The sequence below is a fragment of the Actinomadura graeca genome (genome assembly GCF_019175365.1).
Taxonomy (GTDB): Bacteria; Actinomycetota; Actinomycetes; order Streptosporangiales; family Streptosporangiaceae; genus Spirillospora; species Spirillospora graeca.
This window is the reverse complement of the sequence record NZ_CP059572.1, coordinates 2,854,081-2,878,579: the sequence shown is the minus strand read 5'-3', so window position 1 is coordinate 2,878,579 and position 24,499 is coordinate 2,854,081. Positions and strand designations below refer to the sequence as shown.

The 24,499-nt window shown below is 69.0% G+C and carries 22 protein-coding genes; 11 read left to right on the top strand and 11 right to left on the bottom strand.

The features are described 5' to 3' along the window. Positions 1–115: 115 nt before the first annotated feature. From AGRA3207_RS12645 to AGRA3207_RS12630, 4 genes are all read left to right on the top strand, one after another. On the top strand, positions 116–451 hold the full coding sequence (locus tag AGRA3207_RS12645; protein ID WP_231334806.1) for a hypothetical protein: 336 nt from the start codon (positions 116–118) through the stop codon (positions 449–451). Between the two features lie 190 nt (positions 452–641). Continuing rightward, a complete protein-coding gene (locus AGRA3207_RS12640) occupies positions 642–923 on the top strand; it encodes a peptidoglycan-binding domain-containing protein (protein WP_231334805.1) in 282 nt (93 codons plus the stop codon). A gap of 125 nt (positions 924–1,048) precedes the next feature. Beyond that, positions 1,049–1,618, top strand: coding sequence for a helix-turn-helix domain-containing protein (locus AGRA3207_RS12635; protein WP_231334804.1), 570 nt, complete (start codon positions 1,049–1,051; stop codon positions 1,616–1,618). 16 nt (positions 1,619–1,634) lie between these two features. Then, entirely contained in the window at positions 1,635–2,930 is a 1,296-nt protein-coding gene (locus AGRA3207_RS12630; RefSeq protein ID WP_231334803.1) for an MFS transporter, read from the top strand. Here the strand turns inward: AGRA3207_RS12630 and ddaH are convergent, their stop codons facing one another. The 3 genes from ddaH to AGRA3207_RS12615 form a co-directional block, all read right to left on the bottom strand. Then, entirely contained in the window at positions 2,931–3,767 is an 837-nt protein-coding gene (gene ddaH / locus AGRA3207_RS12625; protein ID WP_420830909.1) for a dimethylargininase, read from the bottom strand. It abuts the gene before it with no gap. A 153-nt stretch (positions 3,768–3,920) separates the two neighbouring features. Next, positions 3,921–4,253 (bottom strand): hypothetical protein, encoded by a 333-nt coding sequence (locus tag AGRA3207_RS12620; protein ID WP_231334801.1) that lies wholly within the window; start codon positions 4,251–4,253, stop codon positions 3,921–3,923. A gap of 23 nt (positions 4,254–4,276) precedes the next feature. Beyond that, complete coding sequence (locus AGRA3207_RS12615; RefSeq protein ID WP_231334800.1) at positions 4,277–4,756, bottom strand: ATP-binding protein; 480 nt, start codon at positions 4,754–4,756, stop codon at positions 4,277–4,279. 247 nt (positions 4,757–5,003) lie between these two features. On the opposite strand from AGRA3207_RS12615, the gene AGRA3207_RS12610 reads away from it, so the two are divergent. The 3 genes from AGRA3207_RS12610 to AGRA3207_RS12600 all read left to right on the top strand — a co-directional run bounded on the left by AGRA3207_RS12610 (position 5,004) and on the right by AGRA3207_RS12600 (position 8,599). Further along, on the top strand, positions 5,004–6,329 hold the full coding sequence (locus tag AGRA3207_RS12610; RefSeq protein ID WP_231334799.1) for an XRE family transcriptional regulator: 1,326 nt from the start codon (positions 5,004–5,006) through the stop codon (positions 6,327–6,329). A 133-nt stretch (positions 6,330–6,462) separates the two neighbouring features. After that, on the top strand, positions 6,463–7,455 hold the full coding sequence (locus tag AGRA3207_RS12605) for an XRE family transcriptional regulator (protein ID WP_231334798.1): 993 nt from the start codon (positions 6,463–6,465) through the stop codon (positions 7,453–7,455). A 151-nt stretch (positions 7,456–7,606) separates the two neighbouring features. Continuing rightward, positions 7,607–8,599, top strand: a complete 993-nt coding sequence (locus AGRA3207_RS12600) for an XRE family transcriptional regulator (RefSeq protein ID WP_231334797.1) — start codon at positions 7,607–7,609, stop codon at positions 8,597–8,599. A gap of 413 nt (positions 8,600–9,012) precedes the next feature. On the opposite strand, the gene AGRA3207_RS12595 is transcribed toward AGRA3207_RS12600, so the two are convergent. The 5 genes from AGRA3207_RS12595 to gntA form a co-directional block, all read right to left on the bottom strand. Continuing rightward, on the bottom strand, positions 9,013–9,813 hold the full coding sequence (locus tag AGRA3207_RS12595; protein WP_231334796.1) for a hypothetical protein: 801 nt from the start codon (positions 9,811–9,813) through the stop codon (positions 9,013–9,015). Positions 9,814–9,872: 59 nt separating this feature from the next. After that, positions 9,873–10,823, bottom strand: coding sequence for a hypothetical protein (locus tag AGRA3207_RS12590; RefSeq protein WP_231334795.1), 951 nt, complete (start codon positions 10,821–10,823; stop codon positions 9,873–9,875). Positions 10,824–11,212: 389 nt separating this feature from the next. Further along, entirely contained in the window at positions 11,213–12,466 is a 1,254-nt protein-coding gene (locus tag AGRA3207_RS12585) for an MFS transporter (protein WP_231334794.1), read from the bottom strand. 54 nt (positions 12,467–12,520) lie between these two features. Further along, the gene (locus AGRA3207_RS12580; RefSeq protein WP_231334793.1) at positions 12,521–13,762 is read right to left on the bottom strand and encodes an ATP-grasp domain-containing protein; all 1,242 of its coding nucleotides are present in this window, start codon (positions 13,760–13,762) and stop codon (positions 12,521–12,523) included. Continuing rightward, positions 13,759–14,514: a guanitoxin biosynthesis heme-dependent pre-guanitoxin N-hydroxylase GntA gene (gene gntA / locus AGRA3207_RS12575; RefSeq protein WP_231334792.1), complete on the bottom strand. Its 756-nt coding sequence runs from the start codon at positions 14,512–14,514 to the stop codon at positions 13,759–13,761. Before gntA ends, AGRA3207_RS12580 begins: the two co-directional genes overlap by 4 nt. A 1,005-nt stretch (positions 14,515–15,519) precedes the next feature. Here gntA and AGRA3207_RS12570 point away from each other — a divergent pair. Continuing rightward, entirely contained in the window at positions 15,520–15,984 is a 465-nt protein-coding gene (locus AGRA3207_RS12570; RefSeq protein WP_231334791.1) for a hypothetical protein, read from the top strand. Between the two features lie 455 nt (positions 15,985–16,439). Here AGRA3207_RS12570 and AGRA3207_RS12565 read toward each other — a convergent pair whose 3' ends face one another. Further along, positions 16,440–17,171, bottom strand: a complete 732-nt coding sequence (locus tag AGRA3207_RS12565; RefSeq protein ID WP_231334790.1) for a dienelactone hydrolase family protein — start codon at positions 17,169–17,171, stop codon at positions 16,440–16,442. A gap of 607 nt (positions 17,172–17,778) precedes the next feature. Then, a complete protein-coding gene (lpdA, locus tag AGRA3207_RS12560) occupies positions 17,779–19,182 on the bottom strand; it encodes a dihydrolipoyl dehydrogenase (RefSeq protein WP_231334789.1) in 1,404 nt (467 codons plus the stop codon). Between the two features lie 479 nt (positions 19,183–19,661). Between lpdA and AGRA3207_RS12555 the strand changes: the two genes are divergently transcribed. Beyond that, the gene (locus AGRA3207_RS12555; RefSeq protein ID WP_231334788.1) at positions 19,662–20,312 is read left to right on the top strand and encodes a hypothetical protein; all 651 of its coding nucleotides are present in this window, start codon (positions 19,662–19,664) and stop codon (positions 20,310–20,312) included. Positions 20,313–20,442: 130 nt separating this feature from the next. Then, the gene (locus AGRA3207_RS12550) at positions 20,443–21,834 is read left to right on the top strand and encodes an MFS transporter (protein WP_231334787.1); all 1,392 of its coding nucleotides are present in this window, start codon (positions 20,443–20,445) and stop codon (positions 21,832–21,834) included. Positions 21,835–21,862: 28 nt separating this feature from the next. Here the strand turns inward: AGRA3207_RS12550 and AGRA3207_RS12545 are convergent, their stop codons facing one another. Next, positions 21,863–22,210 (bottom strand): ArsR/SmtB family transcription factor, encoded by a 348-nt coding sequence (locus AGRA3207_RS12545; RefSeq protein WP_231334786.1) that lies wholly within the window; start codon positions 22,208–22,210, stop codon positions 21,863–21,865. A 354-nt stretch (positions 22,211–22,564) separates the two neighbouring features. On the opposite strand from AGRA3207_RS12545, the gene AGRA3207_RS12540 reads away from it, so the two are divergent. Beyond that, positions 22,565–23,956, top strand: a complete 1,392-nt coding sequence (locus AGRA3207_RS12540; protein ID WP_231334785.1) for a family 2B encapsulin nanocompartment shell protein — start codon at positions 22,565–22,567, stop codon at positions 23,954–23,956. The last annotated feature ends 543 nt before the right edge of the window (positions 23,957–24,499 follow it).

Genomic DNA, 24,499 nt, shown 5'->3' with positions numbered 1-24,499 from the left:
GACGGAACTGAACACTCACGGGGACGCCACCCCCCTCGCCCGGCGACGCCGAGGAACAAACTGAAGAGTATCGGAGAAGATAAAGGACCGTCACCCCTTAGGAAAGGGCGCTCCCATGACGATTTACCCGACCGTCCGTCCCTTATCGGCGGCTCTGCTCGCCGGAACAATGATCGCCGTCTTCGGCCCGGCGTCCGGCACCGCGAGCGCCGGGACGGCGACCGTCGGCACGGTGTCCGCCGGTGCCGCCGCCGTCCCCGCTTCGCCCTCGCAGCGCGGGGAGTGCGCGTTCGGGGTGCCCCCGGGGTATCGATCCGTCACCTTGCTCTTCACCTGCGGGTGGTGCGATCTCACCGGTCAGGCCGGTGTGACCAACGGTGACTGGCGGGAGTACCGGTGTGTGCCCAAGTCCGTCGGCCTGGACCTCTTCTACGAGCTCTGGGTCCGCTGAGCCGCGCGCGGGGGCGACCCACACGGAATATGTGCGAGCGGCGCCGGTGAAAAGCCATTGAACTTTCATCGCAAAGCGTTCGCTTTAAGGGGAGGGGTGCACTTTTACCCCCTACTTCCCTGTGGGGTGTTGTGGGATCGACCTGGCCTTATGGATTCTGGGATAAGAAGTCGTTCGAGGAGTGATTGACATGACTGAAGCAAGTGCCACAGAAGCCACAACGGGTCATGCGCCGCCCTACCCCGGTCACCCGCTCAAGCAGCCGCCGCCGACGAAGGGCGAGCAGGTGCGCACCTGGCAGAAGCAGATGGTCAAGCGTGGGTTCGACCTCAAGGTCGACGGCATCTACGGGCCGAAGTCCGAGGACGACGCCAGGGACCTTCAGAAGATGGCAGGTCTGAAAATCGACGGGAAGGTCGGAGAGAAGACCTGGAAGTGCACCTGGGAGTGCAACATCACACTGCCGAAGTAGCGCTCCCCGGAGGCGTGCCGGTGCCCCCGTGCCGGCACGCCCGCGCTTGCGCCGGACAGGTACGGGCCTGGCCTTCATCACCTTCCTGATTTGACAAACGACATTGCCGTTCCTGCAATGAACGCATGGACACGACGGAGGATGTGCTCGCCGGTGTCGGGCCGAGGCTCCGGCGGCTGCGGCAAGAACGGGACGTGACGTTGGCCACGCTCGCCGAGGCCACCGGGATCTCGGTCAGCACCTTGTCCCGGCTGGAGTCGGGCAAGCGGCGCCCCAGCCTGGAACTGCTGCTGCCGCTCGCGCAGGCGCACCAGGTGCCGCTGGACGAACTGGTCGGCGCCCCGGCGGTCGGCGACCCGCGGATCAGGCCGCGGGCGCAGCGGCGGGGCGACATGATCGTGCTGCCGCTGACCCGCCGTCCCGGCGGCGTGCAGGCGTTCAAGATGATCGTCCCGGAGCGGGCCGAGACCGACCCGCGGACCCACGAGGGCTATGACTGGCTGTACGTGCTGAACGGGCGGCTGCGGCTCATCCTGGCCGGGCGCGACATGGTGCTGGAGCCGGGCGAGGCCGCCGAGTTCGACACCCGGCTGCCGCACTGGTTCGGCGGCGCGGGCGGGCCGGTCGAGCTGCTCAGCCTGTTCGGCCCGCAGGGGGAACGGATGCACCTGCGCGCGGCCCCCCGAGGCAGATGACATAACTTAGTTATCCGTGCAAACCGTCCAAAACCCCCAGGTCTCCCGGGAGGCACGGAAACAGGGCGCCGCGCCCCTCGCCTGGGCGCTGTGGTCCGTGGGCGTCCTCGCCTACGTCGCGGCGATCCTGCATAGGACGTCCCTCGGCGTCGCCGGGCTCGACGCCGTGCACCGCTTCGACGCGTCCGCCGGGATGCTCGCGTCCTTCACCGTCCTGCAACTGCTGGTCTACGCGGGACTCCAAATCCCCGTCGGCCTCATGCTCGACCGCGTCGGCCCGCGCCGCATGATCGCCGGGGGCGCGCTGCTGATGGCGGCGGGGCAGGCGCTGATGGCCGTCTCCACCGGCATCGGCGGCGCGGTCGCCGCCCGCGTCATGGTCGGCGCGGGCGACGCGATGACGTTCATCAGCGTGCTCGCGATCGTCGCGTCCTGGTTCCCCGGACGGCAGGTCCCCGTCGTCACGCAGCTCACCGGGCTCCTCGGCCAGCTCGGGCAGGTGCTCAGCGCCGTCCCGCTCGCGGCGCTCCTGCACGGCCCCGGGTGGGGCGCCGCCTACGGCTCCGCCGCCGCGCTCGGCACCCTCATCGGCGTCCTCGCCCTCGCCGTTCTGCGGGACGCGCCGCGCACCACCCGGCCCGCGCCGCCGTCCCTCCGCGAGATCGGCCGCGACGTGCGCGCCGCCTGGCGCCGTCCGGGAACCCGGCTCGGCCTCTGGACGCACTTCGTCACCCAGTTCTCGTCCAACACGTTCGCGCTGATGTGGGGATTTCCGTACCTGGTGTCCGGCCAGGGCATGAGCCCCGCCGCGGCGTCCACCCTGCTGACCCTGTTCGTCCTGGCCAACGTCGTGTCCGGGCCCCTCGTCGGCAGGCTCGTCGCCCGCCGTCCGCTGCGGCGGTCCCGGCTCGTCCTCGGCATCGTCGCGGTCAACGTCGCGGCCTGGGCGGTCACCCTCGCGTGGCCGCCGCCCGCCCCGTCCTGGCTGCTCGTCCTGCTCGTCCTCTGCGTCGCGCTGGGCGGCCCCGGCGCGATGATCGGCTTCGACTACGCCCGCACGTTCAACCCGCCCGGGAAGCAGGGCACCGCGACCGGCATCGTCAACGTGGGCGGATTCACCGCCGCCCTGGTCACGATCCTGCTCATCGGCCTCGTCCTGGACGCCCTGTCGCCCGGCCGGGACTTCACCCCGGGCGCGTTCCGCGCGGCCTGGACCGTCCAGATCCCCATCTGGACGATCGGCGTCGCGGGCGTCCTGCGCACCCGCCACCTGGTCCGCCGCGAGCGCGCGGCGGACCAGGCCGTCAGCTGATCACGGACGGAGCTCCAGCGTGCAGCACTTGGGCCCGCCGCCCGCCTTGCGCAACTCCGACAGATCGACGGGAACGGGCTCGTATCCGTGGCCCCGCAGCGTGCCGATCAGCTCCACCGCCCCGGCGTCGACGACGACGTTGCGCCCGTCGCACACGGCGTTGAGCCCGAGCACCGCCGCGTCCCGCTCCCCGGCGAGGACCGCGTCCGGGAACAGTCTCTCCAGCACCGCGCGGCTGCCCGGCGAGAACGCGCCGGGGTAGTACGCCACATTGTCGCCACCGAGCGGGAACAAGGCCGTGTCCAGGTGGTAGAAGCGCGGATCGACCAGCCGCAGCGTCACTACGGGCCGTCCGAGGAACTCCTGCGCCTCCTGGTGGGCGGCGATGTCCGTCCGGAAGCCCGTCCCGGCCAGGATCACGTGGTCCAGCGTGAGGAAGTCGCCCTCGCCCTCGTTGGTGTGCTCCGGCTCCAGCACCTCGGCGAACCCGTTGCCCCTGAGCCAGTCCGCGTACGCGGGGCCCTCCGCCCGCCGCTGCGGATACCGGAACCGCGCGCCGTACGCGCGTCCGCCGACGACCAGCGCGCCGTTCGCCGCGAACACCATGTCGGGCAGCCCCGCGATCGGATCGATCAGGCTCACCTCGTGACCCAGCGCGACGTACGCGGCCCGCAGCGCCTCCCACTGCTCCACGGCCCGCCCCGCGTCGGCGCCCGCCGCCGGATCCATCCACGGGTTGATCGCGTACGTGACGGCGAAGTGCTCGGGACGGCACATCAGGTAATGCCGCCGCAGCGCGGTCCGCGCGGGGACGGTGCTCGGCTCCATGGCCGGCATGACGGACATGCGTGTCTCCAGGAGTGTCCGAAGAAGAGGGAACGATCGCAAGCCTAAGAAGAGAACCGCTGTAAACCAATGCGCCGAACTTGCGCTGAGCTGGTATTTCGTTGCTTCTTCAAGGCTCTTCGCGAGGATTCGTTGCACACGGCGTCACCGCTGCCTGGACGCCGACAGCGCCCTCGCGATGAGCGGCGTGAGAAGGACGCAGATCCCCTCCTCGGCCCGCGCCGGCTCGGAGCACGGGGCCAGCAGGACGCCCGTCGAGGACCGGAACCACGGACCCCGGTTCCCCGTGGCGTCCGAGACGAGCGTCACCACGACGCCCTCGCCCACCGTCGGCGCCCGCAGGTCGGTGACCCGCAGCACGGGCAGCGTGCCCACGCGGGTCAGGGAGACCGCCCACCCGTGGGCCTTGAGGACGTCCGCCAGCCGCGCGAGGTACAGGTCCGCGCGGATCGAGGGCGCGTGGACGGGACCGCGCACGTCACGCCTGCGATGGCGGGCCATCACCGGCCTCTGGCCAGCAGGACCAACACCGCGCGGCCGCACCCGTGGATCAGCCGCCGACCCGCCCGCCGGCCGCCGCGCGTCACGTCCTGCGTCCACCAAACGGTCTTGCCCCCGCCCGGCCCCGGCCGCCACCCCCACCGGCCCGCGCACGCCGCGACCACGATCAGGCCCCGGTGCCCCTCGTCGTTCTCCCCGGCCGCCCCGAGCCGGGGACATCCCGGCTCGGGGTCGGTCACGTCCACCCTGAGCCGCCCGCCCGTCACACGCACCCGGACCCTCACCACCCCGCCGTCCCGCAGCTCGCGCCGCACATGCCGCACGGCGTTGGTGACGACCTCGGACACCAGCAGCACCACGTCGTCCGCGTCGGCCTCCGCCACGCCCCACCGGTCCAGCAGGCCCGCGACGGCCCGCCGCGCCGCCCGCGGCGTCCGCTCGTCCAAAGGCCACACATATATCTGGCTTTTCGGACGCACCCCGGCAATGTCCGGCCGCCGCAACGGCCGGGCTTTCCGATCGCCCACGATCCGGCCTCCGCTTTCTGGATCAAGAACCCGGCCCGGTGCCGAATAAGCACCGAACCCCGCTCGGCTTCAAAGGACGGGCGAGAATTCCCGTCTTTACTCAGTGAAATCGAGTGCGCACGGACCGAGAAAGGCGACACTGGCGGTGTGAGAGGGGTCCCGGGTCCCCTCCGTCTCCCCGGCCGAAGGGCGTCAACCGATGACTGACCAGCAGCTTCCCGCCTGGGCCGTCCGCATCCGCCGCGAACGGCTCGCCCGCGGCTGGGGCCCGTTCAAGACGGCCCGCCGCATGTACGCCGCCGTCGGTATCGATCATCCCGACACGAGCCAGGTCAAGCACCTGGCAAGGCAGAACAACCGCCACGAGAAAGGCGAGGTCTTCCCCGCCGACTGGGGCCACGCCTACGCGATCGTGTTCGAATTGACAGAAAAGGAGCTGTTCGGACAGGAGTCCATCGATCAGGCCATGGGTACCGTATCGGGAAGCCATGCTCCCGACGACAGGGACCACGACGTGAAACGCCGCGCCGCACTCCGGTTGTTCACCGCAACCAGCGCCGGGACCGCCGTCCCGGCCGGGGTCATGGAGGAGATCTTCTCCGGTGTCGATCGGGCCCTCGACCACACCGTGAACGTGGACGAGTGGGACCAGGCCGTCCACGAGTACGGACAGCGAATCACGGCCAGGTCGGCCGGTGCGCTGATCCAAAATCTGGTGGCCGACGTCATTACCGTCGGACAGCTACTCGAACGGACACACGTGCCCTCGGACCGCGCCGGGCTCATGCGGGTCAGCGCAGGGTTGTCGGGCCTCCTGGCCGTCGAACTCGATGATGTCGGAGATGATCGTGCCGCGCGTATCTCCTGGAACATCGCCCGCCGGGCGGCGGACGCCTCAGGTAACCGTGACGTGCGGGTATGGATACGCGGCAGAGCGGCACAGGCTGGCTATCGGGTCGAGCGGTCTGATCAGGCTGTCATCAACCTGACCGACGAGGCCATTAGGATCGCCGATGGCAGGCCATCGGCGGGACTTGCCCGGGCCCACGCGGCGCGGGCCTGCCTCGCGGCTGAGCGTGGGGATGGTGAAGGCGCGCTCGCCGCGATCGAGAAGACAAGGGAGACGTTCGAAACCCTTCCGCAGGGAACGGACGGACAGACCACCCTTTCCTTCAGTGAGAGCCAACTGCTTGGGGCGGAGACCTTCGTCTTCGTCCATTTGGGGGATAAACGAGCTTCAGCAGCGCTTGAGCATGCATTGGCCCTCTACCCGCCGAAGGCCCAGACGTCGATCACCAGCCTGCAGATGATGCGGGCGGCGTCCTTGGTGAAGGCGAGGGACATCGACTCTGGCCTCCAACATGCGGTCACGGTCATCCAGGATCGCCGCGATGCTGTGAAGGCAGGCACCAGGCTTTTGGCGCGCCAAATCCTGCACATGCTCCCCGACCAGGCACGCGCGCTCCCAGCGGCCCGCGAGCTCCGCGCCCTCATGTCCGCCGCGCCGGCCCCAAAAGGCCTGTGACGAGCTGTTATAGGGATGGGCTACATCGCGGTAGTCATCAGGGAGCAGAAGACGGACTCGTGGGCCAGTAACTGCGGGCTTGACGGTCGGTACCGTAACTTCGAACCCTGTTCCCGGTGGTGGGGAAGTCGACGTGAAACGGCGTGCCGCACTCCAATCGGTCGCTGCGCTGGGAGCTGGCGCCGTCGTCTCGGTGAGCCTGTCCAGCGAATCCTTCTCCGGTGTCCACAAGGTTCTGGATCACACCGTAGACGTGGACGAGTGGGACCAGGCCGTCCACGAGTACGGACAGCGGATCATGACCCAGCCGACCGGGGCCCTCGTCAACAATTTGACCGCTGACATCCTACGCGTGAGTCAGTGTCTTGATCGAACGCAGGACCTGCGTGATCGCGCCGGGCTCATGCGGGTCAGTGCCGGGTTGTCGGGCCTCCTGGCCATTGAAATGGGTGACGTGGGCGATACGAGGGCCGCTCGGGTCTCGTGGTCCGCCGCGCGCCACGCGGCGGACGCATCGGGTGACTGCGCGCTCAGAGTCTGGGTTCGTGGCAGAGCGGCCGAGGATGCCCACTGGGCAGGCCGAACTGATCAAGTAGTCACCGACCTCGCGGATGAAGCCATCGGCATCGCCGCGGGGAAACCTTCCCCCGGCCTGGCCCGCGCCCACGCGGCGCGGGCCGCCGTGGCGGCGAGCAGAGGCGACGACAAGAGTGCAATAGCCTCCATCAGGAGGATCAACGAGACATTCGAGCGACTCTCGCGTCCGACGGATGAGCAAAGCGTCCTCTCCTATCGCGAGAGCCAGTTGCGCTGGGCGGAGTCCTTCGTCTTCACGCGCTTGGGCGATCGTCGGGCTGAGTCGGTGCTCGCACAAGCCTTGGCGCTTTACCCGGTAGACGCTCAAGGGCCGATCACCAACCTGAAGCTCATGCAGGCCGCAGCGCTCGTGAGAGAGGGGGACGCTGATTCCGGGCTACGACATGCGGTCACGATCATCCAGCATCGTCCCGACGCGGTGACCGCAGGCACCAGACTCCTTGCGAGGCAGATCCTCCGAGCGCTTCCCGATCGAGGCCGGACGCTTCCCGCGGCCCGCGAGCTCCGCGCACTGACGTCCGTCGCCTGAGTGTCGAAGGTGCCGTGACGCCTTATGACTGGGGCGGACTACATTGCGGTAGTCATCTGGGAGCGGAAGGCGGGCCGTTTGGTCAGAGCCTACGGACTTGATGGTCGGTACCGTGAGTCCGAGCCCTGTTACCGACAGTGGGACGGATGACGTGAAACGGCGTGCCGCGCTCCAGTTCGTCACTGCTCTAGGCGCCGGCGTCGCAGTCCTTCCCGGCGTATTGGATAAGGTCCGTTTCAGCGCCGACAAGCATTTTGATCGCGCCGTGGGCTTGGACGATTGGGAGCAGGCCGTCCACGAGTACGGGCAACGGGTCATGGGAAGGCCCGCCGGGTCCTTGCTCAACGATTTGGCGACGGACGTCATCGCAGTGGGGCGGCGGCTCGACCGGCCGCACGCGCCCTTGGAGCGAGCGGGGCTGCTGCGGACCAGCGCCGGACTATCGGGCCTGATGGCCATCGAGCTGGGTGATATAGGTGACACGCGTGCCGCACGGGTCTCCTGGAGCATTGCGCGCCGTGCGGCAGACGCCTCAGGTGACAAGGTTCTGCGGGTCTGGGTTCGGGGCAGAGCCGCACAGGACGCTTACTGGGGGCAGCGGTCTGACCAGATCGTCTCCGACCTGACGGATGAGGCCATCGGCATCGCTGGGGGGAAGCCGTCTGCCGGACTGGCCCGAGCGTATGCCGCTCGGGCCTATCTGGCGGCAGGGCAGGGCAACCGCAACGAGGCGCTCGCGTCCATCGAGAAGACCAAGGAGACGTTCGAGCGGCTGACACAGGGAACGGACGGGCCAACGGTCCTGACCTACCGCGAGAGCCAATTGCGGTGGGCGGAGTCCTATGTTTTCACCCGTCTGGGGGACGATCGAGGAATGACGGCACTCACGCGTGCCTTGGATCTCTTCCCGCCGGACGCCAGAGGGGCGGTCGCCAACCTGAACCTGATGCGGGCGGCCGCTCTGGTGAAGGCACGGGACGTCGATGCCGGGCTCCACCATGCGGTCACCACCGCTCAGAAGCTCTCCGAATCGACGACCGTCCGCACACGGCTTCTGACCGGCCAGATTCTCCGCGCACTACCCGACCAGGTGCGCGGGCTTCCGGCGGCCCACGATCTGCGCGCCCTCACATCCGTCGCCTGAGCGTTGGAGGCGCGGTACGCCGTACATCCCGGTAGTCATCGGGAATCGGAAGGCGGACTGTTTGGCCAGGGTCTGCGGATCTGATGGTCGTCGGTACCGTGACTCTGAACCTCGTTCCCGATCGCGGGGGACGACGAAAGGGAAACGGCGTGCCGCGCTGCGTTTGTTCGCGGCGATCCGTCCCGGAAGAGCGTCCGGCGCAAGCCCGTGCAGGATCCCTTCTGGCATGGACGAGGGTGGCGATCGCCAGGGCTTGCTCCGCTCCTCTGACTCTCTCGCGGTAGACCGCCGGTAACCGGCGATCGTCCCCTCGAACCGTCGCAAGTCCACTATGTCGCTCGGCGCAATTCCGCGCACAGGTCGTCCGCATACTCATCACCTGCCCACGGCGCTCACACCGGGCGCCACAGTGGTCACCGGGCCAGCAAGCTGTGCGCGAGCCGGTCAAGGGGCTCGGCCAGGGCACCGATGTCAGCGTGGCGGCGTAGCTGGACGCACACGCACAACTGCGCGATACGCCCATCGGGGGAGTCCAGTACGTGCCGGTATCGCCGGTGGACATCTGCGGCCATCTCCGCGGCCAGCAGGCTCGTGCAGTACAGCGTCGCCGCGTCCGCGCCGGCCGGGGCCAGGCCCCAATGCTCCCAATCCAGCAGGTACGGCGTGCCTGCGGTGACGTTCGTCCACCGCAGGTCGCCGTGCTGGGTGACCCATCGCCGGACCGTCGAGGGGACGTCGGGGCCGTAGGCGTTCCGCATCGCCGCAGTGATCTGCTGCTGCGTGCGGGGAACACGAGTGGTGTCGTAGGCCGCCAGACGGTTCAGTGACTCGTCCAGGCTCCGCCACCATCCTGGGCCGAGGTGCAGTGCGCGGGCCTGCGCTGGGGTGAGTTGCTCGTGGCTGGAGCAGACCGGCTCGTCGACCAGTTCCCACAGCTCGGCCCGTACCACCTGACCGGCGTCGTCCCGCGGCCTCCACGTACCCCAGGTCAGAAGCTCGGGACGGCGTAGCCCGGCCAGCGTGGGCGCCGCTATCGGACCGTCCCAGATCGGACCGTGCGCCCGACTATCGGGCAGTGCGAGGACGCGCAACCAGCGCGGAACACCGTCTTCGACGACGCGGCCGCTTCGGGTCCGGTCGGCGACACCGCGCACCGTCTCGCCATCCGGCCGCGCCGTCAGGAGACGGGCAGCCCGGTCGAACTGGACACTCATCCACCAGGCACGGTCGACTCCAATGCTCCGGTCAGGCACCGGCGCTGCGGTCGGCTCGGTCACGGGCGGCAGATGTCCTGTTCGGTGTGGGCGCGGCGGGCATCCAGAGTCTCGCAGCGCAGCACCATCCGGTAGCGGACGCCGCGCCGCCGGTACACCGGAAGCGGCGGTCCCGCCAGCTCGTCGCCGGGCCGCAGCCACCCCGAATGCCCCGCCCGGTACGACAGCAGGACGCTGCCGTCGCTGAGTGTGTAGCGGGCGGGGAAGAACACCCCTGCCCGCGCGTCCAGCACCCACAGGCCGGTGAGCGGCTCGGGCGCCTGGGCGGTGTACTCGCCGCGCACCAGCGCCGCAGTGATGGCGTGCTCGCCCACCAGGTACCGAGGGTCGAACGTGACCTGGCTGCCCGGCAGCCGGAAATGCGGGGTGTGCGGATGGTCCAGGTGCCGAGGCGGCGTCGCGCCCGCCGCGCGGGCGTGGACGCGCCGCGACGCCGCCCACCCATAGATGACCACGTCGAGGTCTCCCTGCGCGGCACGATCCTTGTAGGCCGCCGAACCGTACACGCCGATCTTGGCGGAGCAGATGCCGGCGCTGGCCGCGAGCTCGTCCAACGCCGTCGAGTGCTCGGCGAGCAGCGCGGGGTCCCGGGTGGACACCGTTGCCACGAGTGTGGCCGGGTCGATACGGGCGATGCGGCCGAGCGCGGGCACCAGCGCGCCGGGCTGCCGCGCGGCGACGAGGGGAGCGTACGCGTCGTAGGACATGTTCAGGGTGCGCAACCAGTCCCGGCCCGAGAATGCGACCCGCGCCGCCTTTGCGGTCGCATCCCCGGCGTCGACGACGTAGCCGACGAGGCCGTATGAGCTCCCGTCCACGCTCGCGACCTTCGCCGCGAGCAGCCCGCCGCGTGTCAGCACCATCGAGCACGACGGCAGGTCCTCATGCGGCGGCGGCCGCCGCCACAGACGCCCGCAGAGATCCGGCCCGACGTCCACACAAATGTCCATACGATCCCTCCGGTCGGACCTCAGTGTGAGTGCCCCATCACCCCACGTCAACGATAATGCCGACGGCCTGGGCTGCCGAGCCTCCCGGTCAGCGTCGATGACCCGAGTCGCCCAGCTCCGCGTCTCGAACTCTCGGACATCGTCCTCGCTTACGCCCAGGTGTAACGCCGGTTCCGAGCATCCGGTAGGGCATGATCAAGGGCTAGGCAGTGAGCCGACGACGATGCTTCCGATGAACGCCGTCGGCGATGGCGACGTTGCGACGTCTGCGGCGATTTGTGGATCAGTGCCGCCCGCTGGCACGCGCAGTACCGCTCGCTCACCCCCGTCTCTCCTGTGCGGTGACGGCGTTTTTCCTCGTCGGTGACCCACGCAGTCGCCTTTTACTCTTAGGGGACCAAGGCGCGTGCCTTTCTCTTCTCCTCCAGCGGGTGGAGGTCCGGGCACGCTGCTACCAGCGGACGTAGGCGCCGCATCAGCAGGGCGAGTGAGACGAGGGTGACCAGGCCGATCGTCGGGATGACGATTCCCAGGGGCACCCGTCCGTCGGCCGCGGCGAGGATCAGCCCGACGAGCGGTACCGGGGCGAAGTTCAGCATGTGAATCGCCGCGACCGTCCGGCCGAACTCGTCGGGTCTGACCACCGTGATCCGGACGATCCTGATCACGACGGTGAACATCGAGTCGCCGATCATGAAGACGGCCACGAGACCGGCGAACACCCAGAACAGCGAGGCCGATGTCAGCAGGGTGAACACGACCGCCTGGGTGAGCGACGCGGCCGCGGCCACCGCCAGCAGGCCGAACCTGCGGATCAGGCGGTTCATCGCGGGCATCGCCGCCATCGCGGCGATCCCGGCCACCGTGTACATGGTGCCGAGGACGCCCTCGGAATGCCCGTACGACCGGACGACCAGGTCCGGCGCGGCCGTCTGGATGGCGCCCAGCAGCAGGTTGACCAGCATCGTCGCCACCACGATCCCCAGCAGCACGGGGATCCGCCCGATCGTCCGGAGACCCGTCGCCAGTTCGCCCGCCAGGCTGGAGAGAGAGCCGCTGATGGGGCGGTCCGGCTTCTCGGTCCTTCTCCCTTCGGGGAGGCTGAAGGCGATCGCCAGGCTTACGAAGAAGAGCATCGTGATGACCAAAGCGGTCCAGACCGTGTCGAGGAGGACCAGCCCGCCGCCGATGGCCGGTGCTAGGAGCAACGCGCCTTGCTCCAGGGAACCCAGCAGGCTCTGGGCACCGGGCATGATCTCGGGGGGGATCAGACGTCCCGCCAGTTTCTCCCCCGCCACGAGGGTCTGCTCGCAGCAGACCCCCGCGACGACGGAGAAGACGATGACGGTGGCGCCGGCCTCGTCAGGGAACAGGATGATCGCGAGGACGCCCGCGAGCCCGGCCATGCACCTGACCAGATCGTTGACCACGTAGAAGGCGGTCACATCGAAACGGTCGGCGAGCAGCCCGCCGACCGGCAGGGCGATCAGCCGGGGCGCCCATTGCGCCGTCAGGGCGATGCCCGACCACGCGAGGCTTCCCGTGAGCTTGAAGGCGAGGACGGGCACCAGGAAGAGCAGCAACTGATCGGCCAGCCAACCGATCGCCCTCAGCGCGTAGTAGCGAGAGCGAGGACCGCGCATGGACGGCTCCAGAAACGGTGTGAATTCGCGGACAGGTCGACTTGCCGGACGGGCTCAGATGACACGGATCGCGTCTCCGAGCTCCCGCCATGTCCGCTCCGCTTGCCGGGCGGAGTCCGCGGTGAAGATGGCGTAGCCGATCCGTCCCCGGAAGTCCTCCAGCGAAGGAATGTCATCGCCCGGACGGAAGCTCAGGCCCGTCTCGACGACATCGGGGCGCGCACCCAGTTCCGCCCAGCCTTCGAGCCTGGTGAAACTGCGTTTCCCGTTCGCGTCGAAGAACCTGATGCCGGCGCACTTCGCCTGCGCCGTGCCGAAGGCGTCGGCGGATTCCGGTGGGAGACCGAGGTAGCAGGCCACCATGACCCGCGACAGGGAAACGCCCGTGGCCATCTCGATCAGATCCGTGATCCGGTCACCCGGCAGCCTGGCCCCGATCTCGATCAGGATCGGCCCATCGGCGGAGAGCCGCAGTTCGCAGTGGAAAGGACCGAACGAGATCTGCAGCGCCTCCAGCACCTGCCGCACATACCGCTCCACCTGGTCGATGACCTCGGGTGACGCGTTCTCGGACGAGACGATGTGCCCCAGCTCGACGAAGTAGGGCTCGGGACCGAGGAATTTCCGGGTAAGCGAGCAGAGCGAGACACGGCCGTCCAGGACATATCCGTCCGCGCTGTATTCCGGGCCGCAGACGTATTCTTCGACCACGACATGGGAACCGGCCGTGCGTCCGAGATCCAGCCGCCGATCGTGCTCCATCCGCAGATAGGACCACCGCAGCTCCGACAGGTCGTCGGCTCGGCTGACATGGACGCTTCCCGAGGAGTCGACCGGTTTGAGGACGCAGGGAAATCCCACCTCCGCGGCGGCCTTCTCCAATTCGTCGACCGAACGGGCCTCCGCGAAGCGGGGGACCCGCACTCCCATCGCCGCGGCCCGGCTGCGCATCAGCGCCTTGTTCCTCACCCATGCCGCCGTCTCCGGCGACAGGGAGGTCACTCCCAGCCGGTGGCCGACACGAGCGGCCGCGGGAATGCCGAGCTCGACCCCGGGCAGGACCGCGTCCAGCGGCAACGCCCGATCGACCGCCCGCACGAGCGCTTCCTCGTCGTTGGTCTCCACCACCAGGACCTGGTCCGCGAGGTCACGGAGCCCATCGGAGAGGAGCCGGTCCCCGCTGTCGGCGGAGGCCACCACGACCTGCGCGCCGAGGGCACGGCAGTCCTCGACGAGCCTCGTGCCGGACGAGACGGGCTCGACGATCAGGATCCGTGGCGGACGCTCGCCCATCATCGGTCGCCCCCAAGGCTCCCGTGCTCGAACGGGCATTTCCAGTCCTCCTCGACTGCACGGCCCGAGTACTGCCGTGCTTCGGATTGCTCGCCGAATTCGGCGAGATTCGGATTGACGGAACCCTGCAACCGCATCTCGCGCTGACGGATGCGACGCTGCAGCCCGTCGTAAAGGCCGCTCTCCTTGAGGCGGTGGAACTGACGGTGCGAGTTGAACGCCATCGCCGGCTTGGAGAACCGTCGCGAGACGCGGGAGGCGCCGGGGTGCAGGCCCACGACGAAGAAGGGGTGACCGGCGACGCTGAAGGCGAAGGTGGCCGAATCCGGGTCGGAATCGACCCCCTGCGCCCACGGGTACCGGCTCCGGTCGAATTCGCGGAGCGCGGACAACTGGGCCCACAACGCCGCCTCGAACTGATCCTCCGTCAGCCCGCCGGGCCCGTCGAAGACGGCGACGAACGTGGTGAAGTTCTCACTCTCGGTGAGGGTTTCCGTGACGAAATGCTCCAACCCGCGATGCAGCTCCGGAACGGTCCGTTGTTCCCCCAGGCCACCGACCGCGACCTCGGTGACCAGCCCCCGGCGTTCCGCCGCCTTCGCACCGAGGCAGGAGAACTCCGAGCCTCTGATCCAGCCCGCGATAGCGGATTCGGCGGCACCGGCAGATCTATGTGTTTTCGGCTGACGCATGAAGTCATCCCCCGAAGACGGCCCGCCATCGGCACTGTCACACTGAAGGGTCCAGCCCCCCACGCGTTCCTCCTACAGAACCGGGACGAGGATGTATTGCAGGACGAAGTCGCCCTGGGTCATGGAAACCAGCCGATGGGCGGCAGCGACCTCAGGAATTCCGGCCGGAGGCACCAAGCCATAGCCGTCGCCGCGACAATGGGCACCGTCACGGCGCCCGCCGCAGAGTGCTTCCCCACTGGTGACTGCGTGGGCCTGCCTTCCTGATGTGAAGGGGGAAGCCGGCTGGTTTTGCGGGGTATTCGTCATGCGACCGTGCCTGGATGACAACTAATTTTCGGGAGCCCCCGTGGACGTGGATGAGCAGGGCAAGCCGTCCACGGGCGCGGGCAGCGGCTCACGGCCCAGTCGACCGGGGTCATCGTCGACGAGATGACCGCCGGCCCTCGGCGGAGTCACTCCTTGATCGCATGCCCGTTCCGCGTGATCGCGCCGGACTCGTCCGGCTCGGCCTCGTGAACCGCGCGCCGTCGCGTCCGTCGCCCCTCGAATCCCTCCCCGGAGGTCGTGAGGCGGCGAGACGGGCGTGCGCGCCCGGGGCGGACACCCGCCGGGATGCCCCGGGGCCGGATCCTCTGCGCTCGCCGAACCGGGCTGGACGCTTCCGGCGGCACGCAAGTTCAACGGCCTCACGTCCGTCGCCTCATCCTCCTGAGCACCAAATGCGTTGCCTCATGTCCCTTATCGGTGGCGATGGTCGGCCGGTTTTCCAGAGTCCACTCCGCCCCGTGATCACTTGTGAGTCCGGCGTAGGCGAATCGGTGCCGGGAACGGCCCCCGCCGCCATTGGGCGCGAATGGAAAAATTGGACTGTTCAGACAGGGGTCAGTGGACCCATGCGCGGGTACCGTTGCTCCAAGCCCTGCTCCCAACAGTGGTGACGGCCATGTAGAACGCTGCGCTGCGCTCCCATTACCGGCTTCTCGCGGATTGCAGGTCCATCGGTCCGCGACTTTGTCATGCCCCGTTTCGTGCGCAATTCGGCGTGCCCGCAGAAAGGGAGAGAACATGCTGGTCAGGCGGATTCTGTTCGTGTCGCTCGCGGCTCTTGCGGCGGGTATAGGCGTGGTACCCGCCGGGTCGGCCCTGGCCGATGAGGTGATCACGTCCAGCTTCGACACGATGGAGCCGCGTCCGGGTACGACGGTGAACTTGAAGGTGACCTTCAAGAATCCGGAGACCTACGATGTCATGTTCACGTTCCTGACGGTGAACATGACCTACGACACCATCACCGATGGCACGAAGTTCAAGAAAGGGGAGTGCACAGGCGAGATCGTCGATTGCGACCACTACACCACGCCGATCCCTCCCGGCGCGACGCGCACCTTGACGATGCCCATCCAGATCGAGGCCGACTCTCCCTGCGGCACGAACATCAACCTCGGATTCTTCTTCTACAACTACCGTGAGTCCGCGGCAGGTGCCTTCGACCTCGTCGCGTATTCACCCGTCGCCACCGTCATCTGCTGACGTCCCACGGCGGTCCGGCCGGGCCCCTGGAATCCCCGGCGGAGACCCCTTGACAGCGGGCCCGGCCTGGCCGGTGCCGACCAGGCCGGGCCCGCTCCTCGTAGTTGGGCAAGCGGGAGGGGATGTTCGGGCACACCGCACGGTGAGGTGAGAGGAAAGGCGCTGAAGGTGACGGCCTTGCCTGCGGTCAGCGTGACGGGTCCGTCTAGGCGGGTGTGCAGGAGTAGCAGGAGGACGTCGTCGACGAGGTGCTCGACGAAGCGCCCCGCCATGCCGACCGCCTGCTTTCGTTGCGCTACGGTTGCTTATCGAAAGTGGTCCGTGTCGGCGCGAGAGGTCGATCACGGCCCGCTGCCCATGGCCCGGCCTCTGCAGATATACCGCCCCGACCGGGGAGGTAGCGGCCGTGGCCGGTACCGCCGCGATCGGGGCGGCGAGGCATCTGGGGGCTGACCTTACTTCAGGTGCCGGTTGAAGAACGCGGTTGCGGCGTCTCCCTCGAACTGCGGGACGCCGGTGTGCCCGCCCATGTTGGCGTGCAGCGTCTTCTCCTTGGCGCCGAAGGCGTCGAACAGGTCCAGGGCCGCTTGACGGTCGTTTCCTTCGTCGTCCCACTGCAACAGGACGTGCAGGGGAATGGTGACCTGGCGGGCGTCCTCGAATGTGGCGCGAGGTACGAAACTTCCCGCGAACAGAACGGCGGCCGCTATACGCGGCTCGACGAGCGCGAGCCGGACACCAATGGCGATGACTCCGCCCGAGAAGCCGACCGGGCCGCCTATCCCGGGCAGTGAAAGAAGGGCGTCCAAGGTGGCCTGCCATTCCGGAACCGCCGTGTCGACCAGGGGCAGGACGAGCCGGTCGATGATCTCTTCGTCGACCGGCCCCCCGGCCTCCAGCGCCCGGCGCAGGTCGGCGCGGGCCTGCTCGGCTGCGGCGGAGCGCGGCCGGTCACCGACCCCGGGGAGTTCGGTGGTGGCCGCGGCGAAGCCGTGCTCCGCCGAGTGCCGGGCGCGGGCCGTCAGCCGGGGGCGCATCTTGTCCAGCCCGCCGGGGTGGCCCAGCAGGATCAACGGGGCCGGTGCGGATGCGGACGCGGGCGTCCACAGGATTCCGGGGATCTCGCCGAGGGTGAATTCGCGTTCGAGGACGCCGTCGTCGAGGCGCTGCTCGGAGGTGAATTGCATGGTCGTGCCTTTCGGGAGTGCTCTGGTCGGCGCTCCCGGACGACCTACCGCCCGACCGTGGCCCCAGAGGGGAGCACCCATGTCGATACTGCGTTCACGGGTACCACCTCCTCGTTCTCTTGCACGGCCTCCGGAAAGGTAGCAGTGGTCACCGTGGTCCGCCAACAGGTTTGTGCGGAGGCCCCGTGGGCGGATGCCGCCGAGCCGCTCGCAGCCGGAACGGGCGGTGTTCGAGGGACGCCTGGCGAAGGCGTCGCGTCCGGGCTCTGTGCGTGTTCACGCGGTGGAAACACGCGCTCGTGTTTCCTGGTCCGCGACCGGGGAGGGCCTCCGGGGCGGCGGCAGAAGGCGAGACCAGGTATGGCGTTCGCGTGGGTGGATAACGACCCTGACGCACTCTTCAAGGACGGGAGGTTCGGGCGGTTCGGGTTCGAGACGCTCGCCGATTTCACGCTGGAGTTCGTCAAGCGTTCGCGCTCACCTTCGACTTCGTCAATATGGACCTCTGCCTTTCCCGCAAATAGGCGGCCGACGGCGTGTGGAGAAGGGAAGGAGAGCGGTCTGACAACGCCGTGGCGTGTCCGCCGGGGCGGACACGCCACCGGGGTCAGAGGTTGATCATGTGGCCGGCGAGGCCGTGGACGGCCTCCTTGACGGCCTCGCCCAGGGTGGGGTGGGCGTGGACGTTGCGGGCCACCTCGTGGACGGTGAGGTCCCACTGCTGGGCCAGGGTCAGCTGGGGGAGCAGCTCGGTCACCTCGGGGCCGATCAGGTGGGCGCCGAGGATCTCGCCGTACTTGGCGTCGCTGATCACCTTGACGAAGCCGTCGCCCTCGCCCATGCCGAGCGCCTTGCCGTTGGCGCTGTAGGGGAACTTGGCCGTCTTGACGTCGAAGCCCTGCTCCTTGGCCTGCGCCTCCGTCCAGCCGAAGCTCGCGACCTGCGGCTGGCAGTACGTGGCGCGGGGGATCATCACGTAGTCGAGCTCCATCGTCTCGGCGTCCGCGATGGTCTCGGCGGCGACGATGCCCATGGCCTCGGCCGCGTGCGCCAGCATCAGCTTCGCGGTGACGTCGCCGATGGCGTAGATGTGCGGGACGGACGTCCGGCAGCGGCCGTCCACGTCGATCGCGCCCCGGTCGGTCAGCGCCACGCCGGTCTTCTCCAGGCCGTAGCCCTCCACGTTCGGCTGGAAGCCGATCGCCTGGAGCACCTTGTCGGTCTCGATGACCTGCTGGGCGCCGTCCTTGCCGGTGACGGTGACCTTGACCTTCTCGCCCGAGTCGTCGATCGCGTCCACGCGGGTGGAGGTCAGGACGTCCACGCCGAGCTTGCGGTAGCGCTTGGCCAGCTCCTTGGAGACGTCCGCGTCCTCGTTCGGGACCATCCGGTCGAGGAACTCGACGATCGTGACCTTCACGCCGTAGTTGTGCAGGACGTACGCGAACTCGACGCCGATGGCGCCCGCGCCCGCGATGACGATGCTCTCCGGCAGCTCCGAGCTGAGGATCTGCTCCTCGTAGGTGACGACCCGGTCCGACAGGGACGTACCGGGCAGCAGCCTGGTGTGCGCCCCGGCGGCGATGATGCAGTGGTCGAACGTCACCGTCTCGCCGGACCCGTCCGGCCGGGCGACCTGGAGGGTGTTCGGGTCGGTGAACGTCCCGCGCCCGTCGAAGGACGTGATCTTGTTCTTCTTCATCAGGAACTGGACGCCCTTGACGAGCTTGTCCGAGACCTGGCGGCTGCGCCGGTACGCCTCGCCGTAGTCGAAGGACACCTGCCCCTCGACCTTGATCCCGTACGTCTTCTGCTCCTGGGTGAAGATGTGCGCCAGCTCGGCGTTGCGCAGCAGCGCCTTCGAGGGGATGCAGCCCACGTTCAGGCACACCCCGCCCCAGTACCTCTCCTCGATGATCGCCGTCTTCAGCCCGAGCTGCGCCGACCGGATCGCGGCGACATATCCACCCGGGCCCGCGCCCAGGACCACGACGTCAAAGTGTTCGCTCATATCCATGGACGATATTCGGCGGCGCCCCGTGCTCGCATCCCGGGGCCGCAGCGGTACACGCCGGGGTCGTGGCGAGGCCGCGCTCGGGTCGTGGCGGGGCCGCGCCCGGGTCGTGGCGGCGCGTCTCGGGGACGCGGCGGAGGGCGCTTCGGGTCGCCGGTCACATCCTGTTAGGGTTTCGAGCGGTCTCCCGCCGGTGACTTTCAGCGGGGAAGGGGCGGCGCGCGCGGCGCGCCCCGGGCCGGAAGGCGCACGGGCTTCCGGCGCCCCTGCCCGGGCGGACGGCGCGTCTCCCGAACACGGCGCCGGTCCCCGGAGAGCACAATGCCGCCCCGAGGACGGGGCCGGTTCAGAGCACGGGCCGCTTCCGAACACGGGGCGTTTCAAATCAGGGGGCGGTTCGGAACACAGGGCCCCGCCGCGATCGTTGTCGGCAGATCGGCCCGTTCCGTCATGAGGGAAAGCGGAGGAGAAGGCGAGTGAGGATCCCGAAGCGCGTCAACGCCGTCCTGGACTGGATGGAGAAGCACTTCGTCGCGCTCGCGGTGGTCGTCGTACTGATCGCCGTCGCCCTGGTGGCCACGCTCGCGCCGCCGGTCATCGGGCTGCCGGCCGCCGGATTCATCGTCGGCCTCGCCGCCGGAGGGTTCCCCGTGCACGTCCGGATGAGCCGGCGGGTGACGCGCACCCGCGCCGAGGTGGACGACCTGCTCCGCGAGAACGGCGCGCTCCGGCACCGCAACACCGTCCTCGCCAGCGGGGTGATCACCCGGGAGGCGCAGGAGACCCAGGCGCTCGTCGCCATCCCCGAGGCCGAGCACATCCTGGACGGCGACCCGCAGCGCACCGCCCGCCTGCCCCAGCTCACGGACGAACTCCTGAACAGCGTCGTCGCGGTCGCGGAGCCCGTCCCCGTACCCGTCGAGCCCGAGCCTGAGCCCGAGCCTGAGCCCGAGCCTGAGCCTGAGCCCGAGCCTGAGCCCGAGCCCGAGCCCGAGCCTGAGCCCGTCTTCGACGCCGCTGCCGACGACGACGAGAAGGACGCCGACGCCCTCGTCGATGAGAAGGAAGAGGACGAGAAGGAAGAGAAAGAGGACGAGGACACCGCGGCGAAACGTCGCGAGGCTTAGCGGTAGAGGCGCCGCCCCAGCACTGTGCTCCGCAGGGCGATCGGACCGTCGGTGCTCCATGGTGTCACCGGTCCGATCCGTCGCGTTACCTTCGTCGATCTTCGGGCAGACCGGAAGCCGGAGGTGGCGGATGAACGCTGATTCCGGCGCGGATCCGAGGCCGGCCCAGGCGGGGGCCGGGACGGAGGCGGGCGAGGCGGACCTGCCGGCGGTGCACAAGGCCGTCGTCGCGTCCGCCATGGGCAACTGCATCGAGTGGTTCGACTTCGGCGTGTTCAGCGCCGGGGTCATGACCTCGATCATCGGGACGGTGTTCTTCCCGCCCGACGAGTCGGGCAGCGCGACCCTGCGCTCCTTCGCGCTGATCGCGGCGGCCTTCCTCGCCCGTCCGTTCGGCGGGCTGTTCTTCGGCCCGATGGGCGACCGGCTCGGCCGCAAGAAGGTCCTGGCCGTCACGATCCTGCTGATGTCCGGCTCGACGTTCGTCATCGGGATCCTGCCCGGTTACGGCACGATCGGGGTCGCGGCGCCGCTGCTGCTGCTCGCGGTACGGCTGACGCAGGGGTTCTCGACGGGCGGCGAGTACGGCGGCGCGGCGACGATGATCGCCGAGTACGCGCCGACCAACCGGCGCGGGTTCTTCGGCAGCTTCCTGGAACTGGGCACGCTGACCGGCTACATCATGGGCGCCGGGCTCGTCCTGCTGGTGGACCTCGCGCTCTCGGACGACCAGATGCACGGCTGGGGCTGGCGCATCCCGTTCCTGATCGCGCTGCCGCTCGGCCTCGTCGGGCTCTACGTCCGCACGCGGATCGAGGACACCCCGTCGTTCCAGCACATGGAGGAGCGGGGCGAGAAGCTCCGGTCGCCGCTCAAAGAGACCCTGGAGCACCATTGGCGGCCGATCCTCATGCTGATCGGGATCGTCGTGCTGCTGAACGTCGCGGACTACACGCTGCTGACGTTCATGCCGTCCTACCTCGTCGACTTCCTGCACATGGACGACGTGACGGCGCAGCTGATCACCATCGGGGTGGAGGCGGCGATGATCGTGGTGATCGTGCCGCTCGGCGCGCTGTCGGACCGGATCGGCCGCAAGCCGCTGCTGGCCACAGCCGCCGTCGGCTACATCGTGCTGGCCTGGCCCGCGTTCGCGCTGATGCAGACGAACCACCCGGCGGGCGTGGCGGCGGGCTACGCGATCATCGGCGGGCTGCTGGTGCTGATCCTGGCGGTGATCGGGGCGACGTTCCCGGCGATGTTCCCGACGCGGGTGCGGTACGGGGCGTTCGCGATCGGCTACAACGTCTCCACATCGCTGTTCGGCGGGACCGCGGCCGTCCTGGTGGGGTCGCTCATCAAGGCGACGGGCTCCAACTACGTCCCGGCCTACTATCTGATCCTGGTGGCGGTCGTGGCGCTGGTCCCGATCGTCATGATCCCCGAGACGGCCCGGGTGCCGATCGACAAGATCGGGACGAAGGAGGCCCCGGAACCGGCGGGTTCCGGGGCGCGTTCCTAAGCCCTCCTGATGCGGGCGCCCGCCCGGGTCAGTCCACGACGTCGAGACGCCCTTCCCGGACGTCGAGATGTTCTTCTGCGGCGTCGAGATGTTCCTCTAGGGCGTCCAGGCGGGAGGCCCAGGCGCGCCGGTACTTGGACAGCCAGGCGTCCATCTCGACCAGCGGCTCCAGCCGCACCTCGTAGACGCGCCGCTGTGCCTCCTGCCGCGCCCGGACCAGACCGGCGTCGCGCAGCACCCTCAGATGCTTGGACGTCCCGGGCTGGCTGAGGCCGATCCGCTCGACGAGTTCCCCCACCGGGCGGGGCCGCTCCAGGAGGAGGTCGAGAATGCGGCGGCGGGCCGGCTCGGCGAGCACGGTGAACGGGGAGGGCATGGAACTGATGATAACCCGCCATTCATATATCTCATCGGGCATGTTCGATGGCGCCCCCAGTGGGCTCGCGATCATGTTCATGCAGGTGGGGGGCTTGTGGGGCGAGTGGGATTGAAGACGACTTTCGTCCGCTATCGCGCCGAGGTTGGTCTTGTGTAGCGAAAAGGCAAAGAAGAGGTGAGGGAGATCGCCCGTTGCGATCAAGCGATTACCGTGTGTAGCGTCACCTCTGGCAAGGCGATCGGCCGCAACGGAACGGCATCGTCGAACATCGGTGCTTTCTCCTTTGCCTCCTCCTCGTCTTTCGTGCGGCACATTCCTGGAAGAAACCGGCGATGAATCGGTGGTGTGGACGTGACGGATCAGCAGTTGAGCCTCGGTACCGCGGCGGCACGGAACCTGGCGACCACGACCAAGTCCGTGCCCCAGATGCAGGGCATCAGCTCGCGGTGGCTGCTGAAGTTGCTCCCCTGGGTGCAGGCGTCCGGCGGTGCCTACCGCGTCAACAGGCGCCTCACCTACACGGTCGGTGACGGCCGGGTGACGTTCGTGACCACCGGTGCCGACGTCCGGGTCATCCCCCGTGAGCTGGGCGAGCTGCCGCCGCTGCGAGGCTACGACGACGACCTCGCGCTCGACGCGCTCGCGGGCCGCTTCACCCAGCACGAGTACGAACCCGGGGACGTCATCGTCGAGCGCGGCCGCCCGATCGACCAGGTGATCCTCGTCGTGCACGGCAAGCTCAGCAAGGTCGGCGCCGGCGAGTTCGGCACCGAGGCCGTCCACGGGACGCTCGCCGACGGCGACTTCTTCGGCGAGCGCACCCTCGTCGGCGGTGACGAGCCCGGCGAGTGGGAGCACACCGTCAAGGCCGTGACGGCGGTGACGATCCTCAGCATGAGCGAAGCCGACTTCCAGGAGACCCTCGGCCAGTCCGCCTCCCTCCAGGCCCACCTCGAAGAGTTCCGCAACAGCCCCGACCGCGCCGTGAACCCGTACGGCGAGGCGGCGATCGAGCTGGCGTCCGGGCACGACGGCGAACCCGTCCTGCCGGGGACGTTCGTCGACTACGAGGGCGCCCCGCGCGAATACGAGCTGAGCGTCGCGCAGACCGTGCTGCGCGTCCACACACGGGTCGCCGACCTCTACAACGAGCCGATGGACCAGATCGAGCAGCAGCTCCGGCTGACGATCGAGGCGCTGCGCGAGCGCCAGGAGGACGAGCTCGTCAACAACCGCGACTTCGGGCTTCTACACAACACGGACCTGTCCCAGCGCATCCACACCCGCAGCGGCCCTCCCACCCCCGACGACCTGGACGAGCTGCTCACCGTCGTCTGGAAGGACCCCGCGTTCTTCCTCGCCCACCCGAAGGCCATCGCCGCGTTCGGACGCGAATGCAGCGCGCGCGGCATCTACCCCGAAAGTGTGGACGTCGGCGGCAACAAGGTCCCGGCCTGGCGCGGCGTGCCGATCTTCCCCTCCAACAAGATCCCCGTCAGCAAGACCAAGACCAGCTCGATCCTGCTGATGCGCACCGGTGAGGCGTCCCAGGGCGTGATCGGCCTCCACCAGATCGGCCTGCCCGACGAGTACCAGCCCGGGCTGTCGGTCCGCTTCATGGGCATCGACGACAAGGCCCTCCTGTCCTACCTGGTCAGCGCCTACTACTCGGCCGCCGTGCTCGTGCCCGACGCGCTGGGGATGCTGGAGTCCGTCGAGATCGCGCACGGCGGAGCGGCGTAGTGCAGGCGTTCGACCCCCCTGGGTCCTCCACCCCCCACCCCGCGTGGCCGGACCCGCATGCCGACCGGGCCCACAGGCATGTGTGGGCCTGGCCGCATGAGGTGGGCACCTCGGGCCCGGACGACCCCGGGCCCGGGACAGGGGACGAGAACGACGCCCACGACTTGAGTGTGCCCACCGCCTCCCCCCACCCCGACGCCCCCGGTACCGGCCCTGACCGCGTGATCGACCGGTACGCGGGAACGTCGCCCTTCGACCACTCTGCAGAGAGGTACAAGCGGCCCCGCGCTCTCGCCGGGGCCGACGGGTGCCTCGCGCGGCTCCCCGCCTTCATGCCTGTGGAGGCGGGGGCCGCCCCCGGCCCGTCCGTTCTGGAGGCGATCAACGCCCCGCACGGCGCCCGTGGTGTCCTGGGCCGTCCTCGGCTCCGGGCCCCCGCCGCGACACCGCCTGCGGACACGTCAGGCATTCCCACCATCCTGCTGGTGGCCGGTCCGGCCGGGCCGGGCGCCTCGGCCGCCCGTCCCAGGCCGTCCCGCCGGC